Genomic DNA, 14,336 nt, shown 5'->3' with positions numbered 1-14,336 from the left:
TCAATCAATTTGAACTGTTACTTACATTTCATATAAAAATTTTAACAATACACCAGTATAACGGGTTAGATTAATCTCATCTGGAGAAAAAATGTCAGATATTATGCCTAATGTTGTCGTGAGTATGCCAAGCCAATTCTTCTCCTTGAGAAGAAAGTTTGCTGCTGCAAGCAATGGTAAAGTTTATATCGGTAAAATCGATATGGATCCCACCATCCCAGAAAACCAGATTCAGGTATATCTTGAAAATGAAGACGGATCACATGTTCCAGTTGCACAACCTATTAGCATCAATCAAGCTGGATATCCAGTCTACAATGGTCAAATTGCCAAGTTTGTCACAGTAGCAGGTCATTCGATGGTCGTGTATGACAGCTATGGTGCGCAACAGTTCTATTTTTCAAATATTCTAAAGTATGATCCTGACCAATTTGCCCAGAGATTTAAAAAAGAACGCCTTTTCACGAACAGGCTATCTGGGCTATCGCTGACTGATATTGTCTCTGTCAAGGATTTTGGCGCCAAAGGTGATGGTGTAACGGATGATTTTGCCGCATTGCAAAAAGTGGCATCATTGGGTTGTGCTATTTATTTTCCGAAAGGAAAATACTTGTCAAAGAAAGAATTATACATAACTTCTGAAAATTGTACCTTCTATTCAGAAGGTGATGCAGAAATGATATTTGATGTTGATATTGACCATGAAGAAGGATGTATCAACGTTCAAGAAAATAACTTTAATTTTTTATGCCTTTCAGTAAAAGCAACAAAAAGGGTGGTTGGCATACAGGTGAAATCTAATTCAGGGATAAGTGATTTAAACGTGTTCGGGTCAACTTTTAAAGGCTTGTTTTACGCGATAAGAGCAATACCAATAAGCAAAGAAGGTATATCCGTCAAAAATATTGTAATAAAATCATGTAAATCCTACGCGCCTGATAAAGTTAATGCGGGTCATTTCTTCGTTATAAATGGCGATGGAGTAAGATACTGTGATAATGAGACATTTTTGGGATTAAACACGTCTGCTTATGGCATCACCTCTTCAAAAAACATCATTATAACAGGAAACAGAGAAAATGGCGTTGCCGATACTATCACGGATGTTGAGGCGGGGATACAGATCGAAGATAGTGAAGAATCGAATGCTATTGTAGCTAATAATATTTGTTCTCATGACATTTGGTGTCGGTGTGGCTTTAGCATTAACGGCTTTGGAAGCAGCCAGTGGGGCAACAGCCATTATTTCTGGTGCTTTGGAAGAAAAAAATCCACAAGCATCAGAGCAGTATGGCTGGGCTTCATTAGGGTTAGGTTCACCTTCTGCAGTAATGGGAATATTTTCATTAGGCAAAGGCGCCGCAAAAGGTATCAGTGTGTTAAAAAGTGCGCCAATCAAATTGGGTGGCAAAATGAGGGAACTGGTTGGTAATGGTTCACAACTGGTTATCAAAATGGCAGGCGGCTTCCGCAATATGGATGTTGATGAATGAGTTAGCATTCTAAAGTCTGAACGTTATAATTTTGATAATTATAGTAATATTAGAACATTAGCCTGCTATTCAGGGGTATGAGAAGAAAATTCTTTTGGTTATAGGCTTGGTCAACAGATGAAAAAGGATGTAAAAAGTTATATTGGACCGATGGCCGGTAATTTTACTCCAGAAGGGGTGTCTGATATTTTTAAAGATGCGGAAAGAATAAAATCTTATGATGCAATGCATAAAATATATAAAGAAAAGTTTTCCTTTACGGTTCATAAAGAAAATCCATATAGCATCTTTCTTAATCCAATAGATTATCTTTCATGGAAATATGAACCGATCAAATTTAAATATAATCAAAAATATTAATAAGCAGTTATAACAAAATGTTATTTCAAAATAATATTACTGGTTAACTGCAACCCATTTGGTTCTGTTGAATCATCACAGAACCAAAATGGAATCAGGTCGGTAATAATTTATTATCAGCTATACTATATTTATTATTGCATAAAAAGGGTAAAATTTTGCTAAAACTTATTTGACTAGATAAAATGATCTGTTCTATTTATCAGCTGGATTTTAAGTAGCATTACTATTAGGAAGTATAAATTTAATTGATATAAGAAATTGTACGTTCATATAATTAATAAAAAATTGAAATATGAAAATAAATTTTATTATTTTAGCTAGTTGATTTTCTTTGTTGTTGCATTAAAGTAAATAAGAATAATTCTGCTCATGAATATTATTACTAATATCACGATATTGAATTCCACTATTAATAATAAGCTATTATCTATGTGTAATCTCAAATTTCCTTCATTAACTAAATGTATTAACTTGTTTTTTGTAGCAATTCTTTGATTGTCATTTCAATAGCATGTTTGATTGCAGGATTGCCTTGTATTAGTATGGTTCCGTTCTTATATAAATAGATGCTTACTCCCTGCGGTAGTAGATAACAAAAGCAATATCCTTTTGAAATTAATTCTATTTCACCTAAACCACATCTCGTTAAAAAATTAGTAAAAGTATCAAGGCTATATGGGTATTTTAACATTATTTTTACTTCCTAATAGAATAATCTAATTTACAAAATAAATTATCATCTGAAGCATGTTATGATAATGAAATGTTAATTTTATGTATTAAATAAATAATATTTTTTTGAGCTAGCTAGATCTAATTGATAAATTGTTAATTAGCTGAACTAGATTATTGTTTATCTAATTCTAACATTATTGTTATTAATTTTATAAGGATCTACTGTAATTAGCTTTTTTTGTTGCATATCGATATTAACTGATAGCGAGAATTTCAATATATGGTATAGATGCTTTTATATTATTTAATAAGATAAAAATTATAAACGGTGATAAAAATAGACGTTTATCACCGTCAACGTTATGTTATTAACTACGTTATTATATTTTGTAAACAATAAAATTAAGCAATGGTTATTTTTTTATTTAAATAAACATCTTGCACGGCATTGATAAAAACTATACCTTCTTTCATCGATTTTTTTAAATGCTTTTCTACCGAGAATTAATCCCATACCACTAGCACGTTTATTGATCACTGCAGTACGAACTGACTCTTTTAAGTCATTTGAACCAGCAGCACCGCCTGAATTAATTAATCCAGCACGACCCATATATCAATTTGCTAATTGATATCTAACTAAATCAATCGGATGATCGGTTGTTAATTGGTTATATACCCGCTCATCCGTATAACCAAAACCAACAGCCTTGTAGCCACCATTATTTTCAGCCATTTTTTGTTTAATAATGTCAGCACCAATCGTTGCCGCCAAATGGTTTGCTTGGCCAGTAAGATCGGCACTAGCATGATAGTCAGTTTTTCCTTTCTGAAAAGCTGAATTGCGTAAATATGCCCATAATACTGTCACCATACCCAATTCGTGGGCACGTTCAAAGGCAGCGGCAATTTCTTCAATCTGACGGCGGGACTCCAATGAACCATAATAAATGGTAGCTCCAACTGCTACCGCTCCCATTTCAAAAGCTTGCTCAACACTGGCATAAAGCGTTTGATCATATTGAGTTGGATAGCTAAGTGTTTCATTGTGATTCAGTTTTACTAAAAAGGGTATTTTGGGTGCATAACGACGTGAAACTGCGGCTAAAACGCCGTAGGTGGAAGCGACACAGTTACAGCCGGCTTCAATAGCCAATTCGACAATATTTTTAGGATCGAAATAAAGTGGATTAGCCGCGAATGAGGCAGCAGCCGAATGTTCTACGCCTTGATCTACTGGAAGAATTGAAAGGTAGCCACTACCTGCGAGTCTGCCGTGATCAAATAGGGTTTGCATCGAGCGTAAAACTGGGTTTGGACGGTTATTATCTATCATAACGCGATCAATAAAATCGGTGCCGGGTAGGTATAATTTTTCTTGGGCGATGGTTTGGCAGCGATGCTGTAATAGATTGTTAGCTTCCGCGCCTAGCAATGTCTCGATATCGGTCATAATTTACTCCCGTTTATTGACGTGGTGATTGATTGTTATCCATTATAGTGTGAAAAACAAGCTAGATTGCTTTAGTTAAGTGAGGTGGATCGCTTCAGTTTAATGTCAGTTTTAGCGTTGGTTAAAGTGATGGATACTATTTTATTAACTATTTATGGTTATTTATTAACAATAGTTTCTGATAAGAAGAGCGGAATTTTATCGGCCATAAAAAGAAAAAGCTAACTCAAGGGAGATTGAGTTAGCAAAGAAGGTGGTTCCTAGTCTTACTATTAATTTTTAGTTCTACATTTTTCACTAACTATCTTATGATAATGAATATTATATTGCTGTGATCTAATACATAAAAATGGAATTTTTCTTTAAATTATGTATTGTTATTATCCCTACTTAAGGTCACTAAAATTGCTTATAACTAAAGCAAACATATTACTGTTTACTTTAGTTTTTGAACTTACTTTATCGTTTGAATTTGTTGTTTGTTATGAGGGTTTCTGGTCGTTGTACCTGCCAAATTGCGAATTAATAGCGCAAACTGCAGATCAACATCCTCAGGGATCGGGAGATAAACTTTATAGCCATTACCTGGTGCAACTTGAATAGGTAGGTTTTTTTTATCAAATAAGTCAGTTAAGGTAAATTGAATATTCCCTGCTGGTGTCATTAACTCTAAATTATCACCCAGACTGAATTTATTTTTCACGTCCACTTCTGCGAGCCCATCTTTGCGTTGGCCGGTGAATTCACCAACAAATTGTTGGCTATCCGAAACAGAATAACCATATTCATAGGTTTGGTACGCATCATGGTTATGCCGACGTAAAAAACCTTCGGTATAACCTCGGTGAGCTAAGCCTTCTAGTGTGGTTAGCAATGAGGGATCGAAAGGTTTACCCGCAACGGCATCGTCAATCGCCCGACGATAAATCTGAGCAGTTCGAGCACAGTAGTAGAAGGATTTGGTGCGACCTTCAATTTTTAAAGAATGAACACCAATTTGAGTTAAGCGTTCAACATGTTCGATTGCCCGTAGATCTTTCGAATTCATAATATAGGTGCCATGCTCATCTTCAAAAGCGGTCATATATTCACCAGGACGTTTGCTTTCTTCAATTAAAAAAACTTTGTCGGTAGGCTGTCCATTACCTAATGTCGGCTGAATATTTTTTATCTTAATCGGTTGATGATGATGAACAATATTACCGATTGCGTCTTCTTTTCCTTCTTGTGCTTTATATTCCCAACGGCAAGCGTTGGTGCAGGTGCCTTGATTGGGATCGCGCTTATTAATATAACCAGATAGTAAGCAACGACCAGAATAGGCCATACAAAGTGCACCGTGAACAAAAATTTCTAATTCAATATCAGGTACCTGTTGACGAATTTCGGCAATTTCTTCAATAGAGAGCTCACGAGACAAAATAATTCTGCTTAATCCTATTTGTTGCCAAAATTTTACTGTTGCCCAGTTAACAGCGTTTGCCTGGACAGAAAGATGGATCTCCATTGCTGGAAATGTTTTTCTCACTAGCATAATTAGCCCAGGATCGGACATAATTAAGGCATCTGGTTGCATTTCGATGACCGGAGTAAGATCACGAATAAAGGTTTTTAATTTAGCATTATGTGGTGCAATATTAACCACCACGTAGAAACGTTTTCCCATTTCATGGGCTTCTTTAATGCCTTTAGCTAAATTTTCATGATTGAATTCGTTATTACGAACACGTAGGCTGTAGCGCGGTTGTCCTGCATAAACAGCGTCCGCGCCATAGGCAAAAGCATAACGCATGTTTTTCAGGGAACCTGCGGGAGAAAGTAATTCTGGCGTAAACATATAATTTCTCAATCTAATAACAAGTCAGTACTTATTCTTAATCGGATAAGTTTTAAGTAGCTAATTCTAACGCCTTATGTGATGAAATCCAAATCAACCGGCGAGCGGATTAGCAAAATTTTAATTAAACTAATTCCCAACGATAACTTAAACTGTATACTGAGCGGATAAATTGCCGCTCTTTATCTAATTGTTGCAGCTTGCGGCGCAAGTTTTTTATATGGCTATCAATGGTGCGATCAGTAACAATTCGATAATCATCATAGAGGTTATTCAATAGTTTATCACGGGAAAAAACTTTACCCGGATGTTGGGATAAATATTTTAATAATCGAAATTCCGCCGGTGTTAATTCAATGTTTTGATTTTGATAATGTATCTGATAGGTGCTTTCATCAATAATTAGCTTAAAGTCACTATTTTCTGCTGTAGTTTGTTGATAGCAAGTGATCATTTAGGACCCCTTGATTTTAAGGAGTCCTCTTACATCAATAAGCAAAATAATGAATAAGTAATTGGCACATTCAAATCTTAATAATCATTGCGTCCCACATGCGTAATTAATTCAAACATCGAGCCCGTTATTTAGGTAATGATCCTTTGAGGTTATCAGTTTTGCTGATGTCACTTCGATGGGCTGATTTCCTATGTGGCAAAGGTTCATTACCTAAGTAAGGATGACATCATGAATAGTGTATTAACATTTAAAACCCACAATATGGTTCCCTTTAATAATGGAGACGGAAAAATCTGGTTTACTGGTCAGCATATGGCCGAATTACTTGAATATGCAGATGTTAAGTCAGTTAACAGGCTATACAACAGAAATAAAAATGAGTTCAGTCCTGAAATGACCCAGGTGGTCAATTTGACCTCTTGTAATAAAAACAATGATATACAGTACAATAGAGTGAGGATTTTTTCACTTAGAGGCGCTCATCTACTTGGGATGTTGGCAGATACAAAAGTGGCTAAATCACTCCGTAAGTGGTTACTGGATTTAGCGGAAAAAAAAAGCCAACCAGCAAATCTTGCTCTGTTAGATATGGAAGGATTGAAATCATTAACGATTGGCGAAATGCAAAACAGGTTGGTTGCTGCGAATAAATGGTCTTTTGACAATTTTGGTAGAAAAGCTAGTGACTTAATGAATTTACGTAAGCGTCATCTGAATAAGATACGTAAAGCAGAAAAAACAATTATGGCACTTTCTCAATTAAGACTACCAGGATTTGATGAGACGCCAAGTGGAGAAAGTCAAGCATGACCCCCGAACAATTCATCGAAACCAATGTGAAGGCCGAGTTAATCAAGCTCGGCTTTTCTTCATCAATAGCAGCAATGGCAATAAGTGAAGCGATCCGCTATTACCGCAAACAGCCAGCGAGTAAACGCGGCAAGATGATAGCGGATTGTCTCAATCAGGCTAAACGCTGGGCGAAGAGTGCGGCTAAACATAAACATTAATTTGAAACAGGTGAAATGATGAAAGAAATAACCGCAGAACAACAAATGCGCCTTGATATTTTAAGGTTGGTATTACTCGATACGGCAGCAGCACAAATCACCATCGATTTTGTGAAAGACGAGAAGTTGAAATTTGAGATATTTAAGGATTTATGGTACGAGTCCGGCGCCGACGAACAATCCCATAATGCCGTAATAACTACTTAATGTTAAAAATGAAATAGCCAAAGCCGGTGATAGTATGGAATAGAAATAGCTGGCACTGATGATAAGGCCGCTATAGGCTACTAACATGGTGAGACGGGAGCCAATTTTATCACTTAAGTAACCCCAAAAAATACAGCCAACGGTTAACATCAACACTGCAAAGCAATTGGCTTGTAAGGCGCTATTCCGATCGATATGGTAGATGCCGCGTAAAATAACGTCAGGCGTCATTAAAATGATCACGATAATTGAGGTCGATAGAGACCAGGTTAGTACCGCGGTGATCAAACAACCCTGCTTATGTGATGTTAAACTGTCTTAACTGGCAACTCATTACAAAGCGCTCTTTGTGCCACTAACTCTTTGAATATTGCGGTTTCCTGTAAAAAGCGTCGCAAATAAACAGTAATAAAGCCAAATAACCCGCCGATAATAAACGGAATGTGCCAGGCGAAATCGACAATTTGTTGTTCGGTAAAGTGATATTCAATGGTAATGGCAATAATCGAGCCGAGAAAAATACCACCAGTAATGCCTGAAGTCAGCGCCCCAATAGTTAAACCATAACGCTGTTTTGGCGTGTGTTCAGCGATAAACGCCCAGGCACCTGCATTTCTCCGCCAATTACCGCTCCCTGCATAATACGCATCAAAAGTAATGACAGTGGCGCAGCAATACCAATCGTGGCATAAGTTGGCAATGCTCCTATAACTAAAGTGGGCAGGGCCATCATAAAGATACTCAAACTGAACATGCGCTTACGGCCTATTTTATCGCCTTAGTGTGCCATAATAATGTCACCTAATGGACGAGCTAGATAACCGGCAGCAAATAACCCAAGGGTTGCTATCAGAGCGAGAAATTGATTACCAGCCGGAAAAAAAGTAGCGAGATGGTTTTGGCATAAAAGACAAAAATAACAAAATCGTAAAACTCAAGTGTACCACCTAACGAAGATAGACCCAGCGTTTTATAATCTTGCCGATTTAGTGGCCTGGCAACAGGCTGACTTTGCGTATTGGTTAGAGATGGCATGTTTTTTAAATCCTTTTTATTAATAGGCAAAATAGTGTATTAATTCGCTGAATAAATCATTCAAACAATAGGTGCAATTTGTTAATTGATTTTATTTTTTAATAATAAAAAATAATGAAATAACAATGATATCTTGATTTAGCGATAATAATTATCTGTTTATCATCAGGCAGTTATAACCAATAATCTGGTTTTTTTCGTCATTGTCTATATAAACATGAAAAGCGGATATTATTTTATCCTACTCTGGATAACCTTTAAACCGGAGAAATATTGGGTTATTTGTTTTTAATTAAATCAATGGTTAGCTAAATCAAGGATGGAATTTAAATAGTAATGCATTCTATTTTAACCATATAAATATATTATAATCTGCTATTTTTCAATTGATAGATAGAGAAAAATTAGGCTATTAATTTAAATATATTAGATAGCAAAGAGGTTTAATAAGTTTTGTTTTAAGGCGCTATTCTAATGTTGCCATGATAGATTAGCGCTGACGATTTAAATTAGAAAAAGAGTGGCTAAACCTAAGAAAATAAAGAAGCCGCCGATATCAGTAATGGCGGTTATCATCACACTTGAGCCAATGGCCGGATCTCGACCCAGTTTGACCATAATTAATGGGATAATCACGCCCATTAATGCGGCCATCATTAAGTTCAATATCATAGCTAAAGTCATCACCGCTCCCATCTCGAGGTTACCATAGAGTAAATAGGTGACGATGCCCATGATCCCGCCCCAGACAATACCATTGATCAGAGCGACGCCTAATTCTCTCAGTAACAGAAATGAGAAATGACCAGTTTGGATTTGATGCAAAGCAATTGCTCGAACAATCATAGTGATAGTTTGGTTGCCGGTATTACCACCAATGCCGGCGACAATAGGCATTAGTGTTGCCAGTGCGACCAGTTGTGAAATGGTATTTTCGAACACGCCAATCACCCGTGAGGTAATGAAAGCGGTACAGAGGTTAACGGCAAGCCAGGTCCAGCGAGTTTTTACTGCTTGCCCAACGGGGGCAAAAACATCTTCTTCAGGACTTAATCCTCCCATGCGCCGGATGTTGCTATCACTCTCTTCATTAAGATTATCAACTATATCTTCAACGGTTAAGCGTCCCATTAATAAACCATTATTATCAACCACAGCAGCTGAAATTAAATCGTATCGTTCAAAAGCACTCGCAGCGTCTTCTGCTTTTTCGTCAGGCAAGAAACTCATCGTGGCAGTTTTCATCACATCAGCCACTATTTTTGTTGGTGATGAGGTTAAAATCGTCGTTAATGGCAATTCTCCTTGCAAGCGTTTTTGTATATCGACAATAAAAATTTTATCGGTTGCTTCAGGGATATTACCGCGCTGGCGTAGATAGCGTTGAACAGTTTTCAGGCTAATGTTAGGTCTAATGGTAATAAATTCAAAATCCATCATTTGGCCAACGCTATCTTTAGGGTATTGCAGTACTTCACGGATCTGATTACGTAAACTGGGATCAAGGTAAGTCAGTAAACGACGCATTGTGTCGCGCGGTAAGTGTTCGGCAATATAGGCTTGGTCATCAACATGTAGATTAGCAACAGCGCGTAGCAACTCTCTATCTGACATGTTCTTGAGTAAACTTTCCCAGACCGAGGTTGAGGCTTCGACTAAAACCTGACCGCGTTTATTATTATTATCAATTAAATACCATAGCGATGAGCGTTCATCATAAGGCAACATTTCTAAAAGATCAGCAATATCGGCTGTATGTAAGGCATGTAATAGTGATTTAATTTGGATGATATTTTTATCGTGCTTTACGATCGATAAGGCTTGTTGTTTGTCATGTTGGGTGGCTAATATTTTAATCGTTTCTTCATTTTCCATGAAAAACGTCAAAATATCTTGCCTAATTTGTGCCAGCTTTTGTGAATGTGGATTAATCAGTGAGGTAATATTCGATGAAAAGGCTGGTTGAGACATGGTTATCCTTAAATACTAATAGTCGTAACCTATTATCAGGTATTATCATTTTTAATGACTTTCGATTAAATGCACACATTATTTAAACAACTACTATCAGCAGCAGGATAGATAAGTTATTGAATATAAAACAATCAGTTAAGTTAGATTTATGGTTGCTAGATTTTATTTTTTATCATACCAAAATATCAAGCAAATTCCTCTTTAATTTTTAGTTTCCAGCTAGGAACATCTTGCCAATATTTTTGTTCTTTTTCTAAATTTAGCAGCATTAACGCATTTTGCTGTAAATAGTGGGGAGGAAAATAGAGTGTCCAATGATTTTGATCGGTTTTCAAACGTAGTGAGTTTGGAGTGGTTGTCGATTGACGTTGATTATTAAGTAGTGTAGCTAACCATAATAGTTGGATCATGGGTAATTTTTCTTAAATAGATTTAACTTAGGAAACTCATCAGCTTTGATATTTTTTTTATGATACCTGACCAATGTTGCCAATAATAACTGTTGCTCTTGGTTAAATTCTGGCAGATTGGTGTTGCATAAAATATAGGCAGAATGACGATGTAAGCCATTATGATTGATATTTAATCCAACCTAATGCAGCATAGCGGCCCAGATAAGTAGCACTTCCAATTGTGGGTTAACCAACTTGGGATTTTGTTTTGCCCATTGTTGATAAAGGATTTCGATGGTTTTTGATACTCGCTGTGTCTGTTCTCGGTCAATATTATAGTGTTCAGCTAAACTTAATGCGGTGCGTTGGCGAATGTTTTGATGACGAAAACGTCCTTCCATTTCATAGAGAACCCCTTCACGTAAAGCACCGTCAGAGAGCGTTAATTGCTTGATTTGCAGACAATCAAATATGCCACATAAAATGGCTAATCCCGGAACAAAAACGTGAGCACGCTCTGCCGATAAACCGGGTAGATCGAGTGACTTAAAATTTTTATACTTTAGTACTAATTTTTTAGTTTAACTAAGCGCTCATGGGTGATGATGCCATCTGAATCACCCAACTGGCAAAGTACTTCATGAATTGCTTTTATGGTTCCTGAAGCACCAAAGGCATATTCCCAACCTTGCATTTGATATTGGCAAGCAAGATTTTCCAGTTTTTGTCGGCTAGCAAAATAGGCGCGCGCAAAATTAGTTTCATTAATTAGATTATTAGCAAAAAATTGGCTGGCATAGCTGATGCAGCCCATTTTACGGCTTTACATTAATAGAGGCTTAAAATCTTCACCAATAATAAGTTCTGTAGAGCCACCGCCAACATCAATCACCAACTTCCGGCCTTTTTCTGACTGGGTATGCTTTAGCCCCATAAAAGTCAGTCGCGCTTCTTCTTGGCCTGAAATAATTTGAATTGGGTAGGGTATAATGGCTTTAGCTCGTTGAAGAAACTCTTTGACGTTAACCGCCTCTCGTAAGGCATGAGTTCCAACTATGCAAACATTATCATCGGTAACCCCTTGTAAACGTACAGAAAAAATCGCTAAGCAGGTCAAGGCACGCTGAATTTATTTTTCCTTAATTTGTTATGTTCATCTAAACCGTCAGCCAAATGAACACGTTTTTTAATGCGGGTTAAAATCTGTAAGGCACCATTAACTATTCGCGCAACAATCATATGAAAGCTATTAGAGCCAAGATCTATGGCAGCAATTTCCATCGGCCTCGATGCTGAAGGTTTTATTAATGGCATAGTGTTAAGCTCTTGTTTCTGGATGTTCTAGTGATTTTAGATAATCGTAGACAGCAAGCTGTGCCTGGATCTTGCGTTTATTACCGCGTGGTACATAACGATTGGTTAACTCTTTATCGATATAACGTGCTTTAACGGTATCATTAAATTGTAATTCAAGAATGTCGAGCACGCGTTGCTTCAGTTGTTGGTCAACCAATTTAACAGCCACTTCAATACGAAAATCGATATTGCGGGTCATCCAGTCAGCTGATGAGATAAAGACTTCTTCGTTGCCATTATTACTAAATACATAAACTCTGTCATGCTCTAGAAAACGGTCGACAATGCTAGTAACTTGAATATTTTCACTAAAATTAGCTTGGCCGGGAACCAGCGAACACATGCCGCGGATCAGCAGACGAATTTTTACGCCAGCATTGGAGGCATCATATAGACGATTAATTAACTCTTTGTCGTCTAAGTTATTAATCTTTAGCAAGATAGCGGCCGCTTTTCCCGTTTGAACGTTGCTAATTTCCCGATCGATCAGTTGCGTCAGCCGAGTGCGTGAATTTTGCGGCGAAACTATTAGATTTTCAAAATTAACAGGTCGGTAAGGGTTTTCAATAAAGTTAAATACCCGCCTTACTTCATTGGTAATTTGTTGATTTGCCGTTAATAAGGAATAATCGGTATAAAGGCGAGCGGTTTTTTCGTTAAAATTTCCGGTGCCAATATGAGCATAACGAATAATTTCACCTTGTTGGAGACGAGAAATAATAAAAAGTTTAGCGTGGATCTTAAGGCCAGGTGCAGAGAAAATGACATGTACTCCGGCTTCGGTAAGATGCTTAGCCCAATGAATATTGGCTTCTTCATCAAATCTCGCTTGTAATTCAACCACCACGGTGACTTTTTTACCGTTGTGCGCGGCATGGATCATCGATTCAATAATGCGCGAATCCTTGGCTACACGATAAATATTGATTTTGATTGTCAATACGTTGGGATCAAAAGAGGCTTGGCGTAATAATTCTATCGTATGCTCAAAAGTGTAATAGGGATAATAGAGGAGAACATCTTTTTCTCTGATCGCATCAAAGCCATTACGGAAGTTATCAAAACGGCGATGACGTAAACGCGGTAGTGGTTTATTCAGTAAATTTTTATTACCTTCGTTTGGAAATTTAATGAAATCTTTAAAGTTATGATAACGGCCACCGGCAATGACTGAATCATCACTTGATAGTCCGAGTTTTTTTCTCAGTAGTTCTACCATTTCATCAGGCATATTACGTTGATAAACAAAACGAACCGGTTCGGCATTAAGACGTTGTTTTAAACTGGATGACATCAACTCTAGCATGCTGGATTCCATCTCAGTAGTTAAATCATATTCCGCATCGCGCGTCATTTTCATCGCGTAGGCGTTTAATTGGTCATAGTCAAAAAAGCCTTTAAATATTTCGTCTAGACAATAACGCAAAATATTATCTAGCAGGATCATTGATTTCCTGCGTTTTGGCATTTCAGGCGGTAAATGAACAAATCGAGGTTGTTTGCCCGCTGGAATTTCTAGTAAGGCATATTGAATATTTTGTCCCTTGATAATTTCAACGGCTAAATAGGTATAATCATCTTTTAAAAATTCAACTAAATCAGTTTCCGGCGTGATCAGGATAGGCGTAATATGTTGACGAAGTTGTTGGCGAAAAAATTGTCGTAACCAAATTTGTTGATTTGGCGAAATTTGCCGTTCATTAATTAGGAAAATTTGGTTACGCGCCATTTCAAGTAATAACTCGTTATATAATGAGTCAAATTCTTGATCCAGTTTGGCAACTTTGCTTTCAATTCGCTTTAATAGCTGGCGTGAACTGGATGCGGTTCCTCGTTCTTCATTAATTAATATACGTCGCTTAACATCAGCAAATCTAATTTTATAAAATTCTTCAAGGTTATTGGAATAAATGCCTAAAAATCGCATGCGTTCAATCAGTGGATTGCGTTTATCTGCTGCTTCTTGCAAAACTCGCTCATTGAATGATAACCAACTGATCTCTTTTTCAGTATAGAGCCGATCTTGAGACATCTTTACTCCATAACCAATATTGTTATTTAGTAATACAGGATATTGATACTTA

The 14,336-nt window shown here is 36.9% G+C and carries 8 protein-coding genes and 4 pseudogenes; 5 read left to right on the top strand and 7 right to left on the bottom strand.

Annotated features, from left to right (window positions below):
- The first annotated feature begins 91 nt into the window (after positions 1–91).
- Together AC01GB_RS16975 and AC01GB_RS16970 are read left to right on the top strand one after the other, a co-directional pair.
- Positions 92–1,432, top strand: a complete 1,341-nt coding sequence (locus AC01GB_RS16975; RefSeq protein WP_474452790.1) for a phage tailspike protein — start codon at positions 92–94, stop codon at positions 1,430–1,432.
- A 178-nt stretch (positions 1,433–1,610) separates the two neighbouring features.
- Positions 1,611–1,853 (top strand): hypothetical protein, encoded by a 243-nt coding sequence (locus AC01GB_RS16970; RefSeq protein ID WP_474452789.1) that lies wholly within the window; start codon positions 1,611–1,613, stop codon positions 1,851–1,853.
- A 1,080-nt stretch (positions 1,854–2,933) separates the two neighbouring features.
- Here the strand turns inward: AC01GB_RS16970 and fbaB are convergent.
- The 3 genes and pseudogenes from fbaB to AC01GB_RS16955 form a co-directional block, all read right to left on the bottom strand.
- Positions 2,934–3,984 (bottom strand): annotated as a pseudogene (gene fbaB, locus AC01GB_RS16965) (class I fructose-bisphosphate aldolase).
- Positions 3,985–4,438: 454 nt separating this feature from the next.
- Positions 4,439–5,821 (bottom strand): prephenate-dependent tRNA uridine(34) hydroxylase TrhP, encoded by a 1,383-nt coding sequence (gene trhP, locus AC01GB_RS16960; RefSeq protein WP_474452788.1) that lies wholly within the window; start codon positions 5,819–5,821, stop codon positions 4,439–4,441.
- Between the two features lie 124 nt (positions 5,822–5,945).
- Positions 5,946–6,266: pseudogene (locus AC01GB_RS16955) on the bottom strand (winged helix-turn-helix domain-containing protein); the annotation flags it as partial.
- 240 nt (positions 6,267–6,506) lie between these two features.
- Here AC01GB_RS16955 and AC01GB_RS16950 point away from each other — a divergent pair.
- From AC01GB_RS16950 to AC01GB_RS16940, 3 genes are read left to right on the top strand one after another with little or no spacing between them, the layout of a single operon-like run.
- Positions 6,507–7,088: a BRO family protein gene (locus AC01GB_RS16950; RefSeq protein ID WP_474452787.1), complete on the top strand. Its 582-nt coding sequence runs from the start codon at positions 6,507–6,509 to the stop codon at positions 7,086–7,088.
- Positions 7,085–7,288: a hypothetical protein gene (locus AC01GB_RS16945; RefSeq protein ID WP_474452786.1), complete on the top strand. Its 204-nt coding sequence runs from the start codon at positions 7,085–7,087 to the stop codon at positions 7,286–7,288. Before AC01GB_RS16950 ends, AC01GB_RS16945 begins: the two co-directional genes overlap by 4 nt.
- A gap of 15 nt (positions 7,289–7,303) precedes the next feature.
- A complete protein-coding gene (locus AC01GB_RS16940; RefSeq protein WP_474452785.1) occupies positions 7,304–7,495 on the top strand; it encodes a DUF2560 family protein in 192 nt (63 codons plus the stop codon).
- Here AC01GB_RS16940 and AC01GB_RS16935 read toward each other — a convergent pair.
- The 4 genes and pseudogenes from AC01GB_RS16935 to ppk1 all read right to left on the bottom strand — a co-directional run.
- Positions 7,454–8,530 (bottom strand): annotated as a pseudogene (locus tag AC01GB_RS16935) (MFS transporter); the annotation flags it as partial. The gene AC01GB_RS16940 and the pseudogene AC01GB_RS16935 overlap by 42 nt on opposite strands.
- 504 nt (positions 8,531–9,034) lie before the next feature.
- Positions 9,035–10,405: a magnesium transporter gene (mgtE, locus tag AC01GB_RS16930; protein WP_474452932.1), complete on the bottom strand. Its 1,371-nt coding sequence runs from the start codon at positions 10,403–10,405 to the stop codon at positions 9,035–9,037.
- Between the two features lie 284 nt (positions 10,406–10,689).
- A pseudogene (locus AC01GB_RS16925) lies at positions 10,690–12,210 on the bottom strand (exopolyphosphatase).
- A 4-nt stretch (positions 12,211–12,214) separates the two neighbouring features.
- Positions 12,215–14,284 (bottom strand): polyphosphate kinase 1, encoded by a 2,070-nt coding sequence (gene ppk1, locus AC01GB_RS16920; RefSeq protein ID WP_474452784.1) that lies wholly within the window; start codon positions 14,282–14,284, stop codon positions 12,215–12,217.
- Between the last annotated feature and the right edge of the window lie 52 nt (positions 14,285–14,336).

The sequence above is a fragment of the Candidatus Arsenophonus phytopathogenicus genome (assembly GCF_056113345.1).
This window is presented reverse-complemented; position numbering and strand designations above follow the sequence as displayed.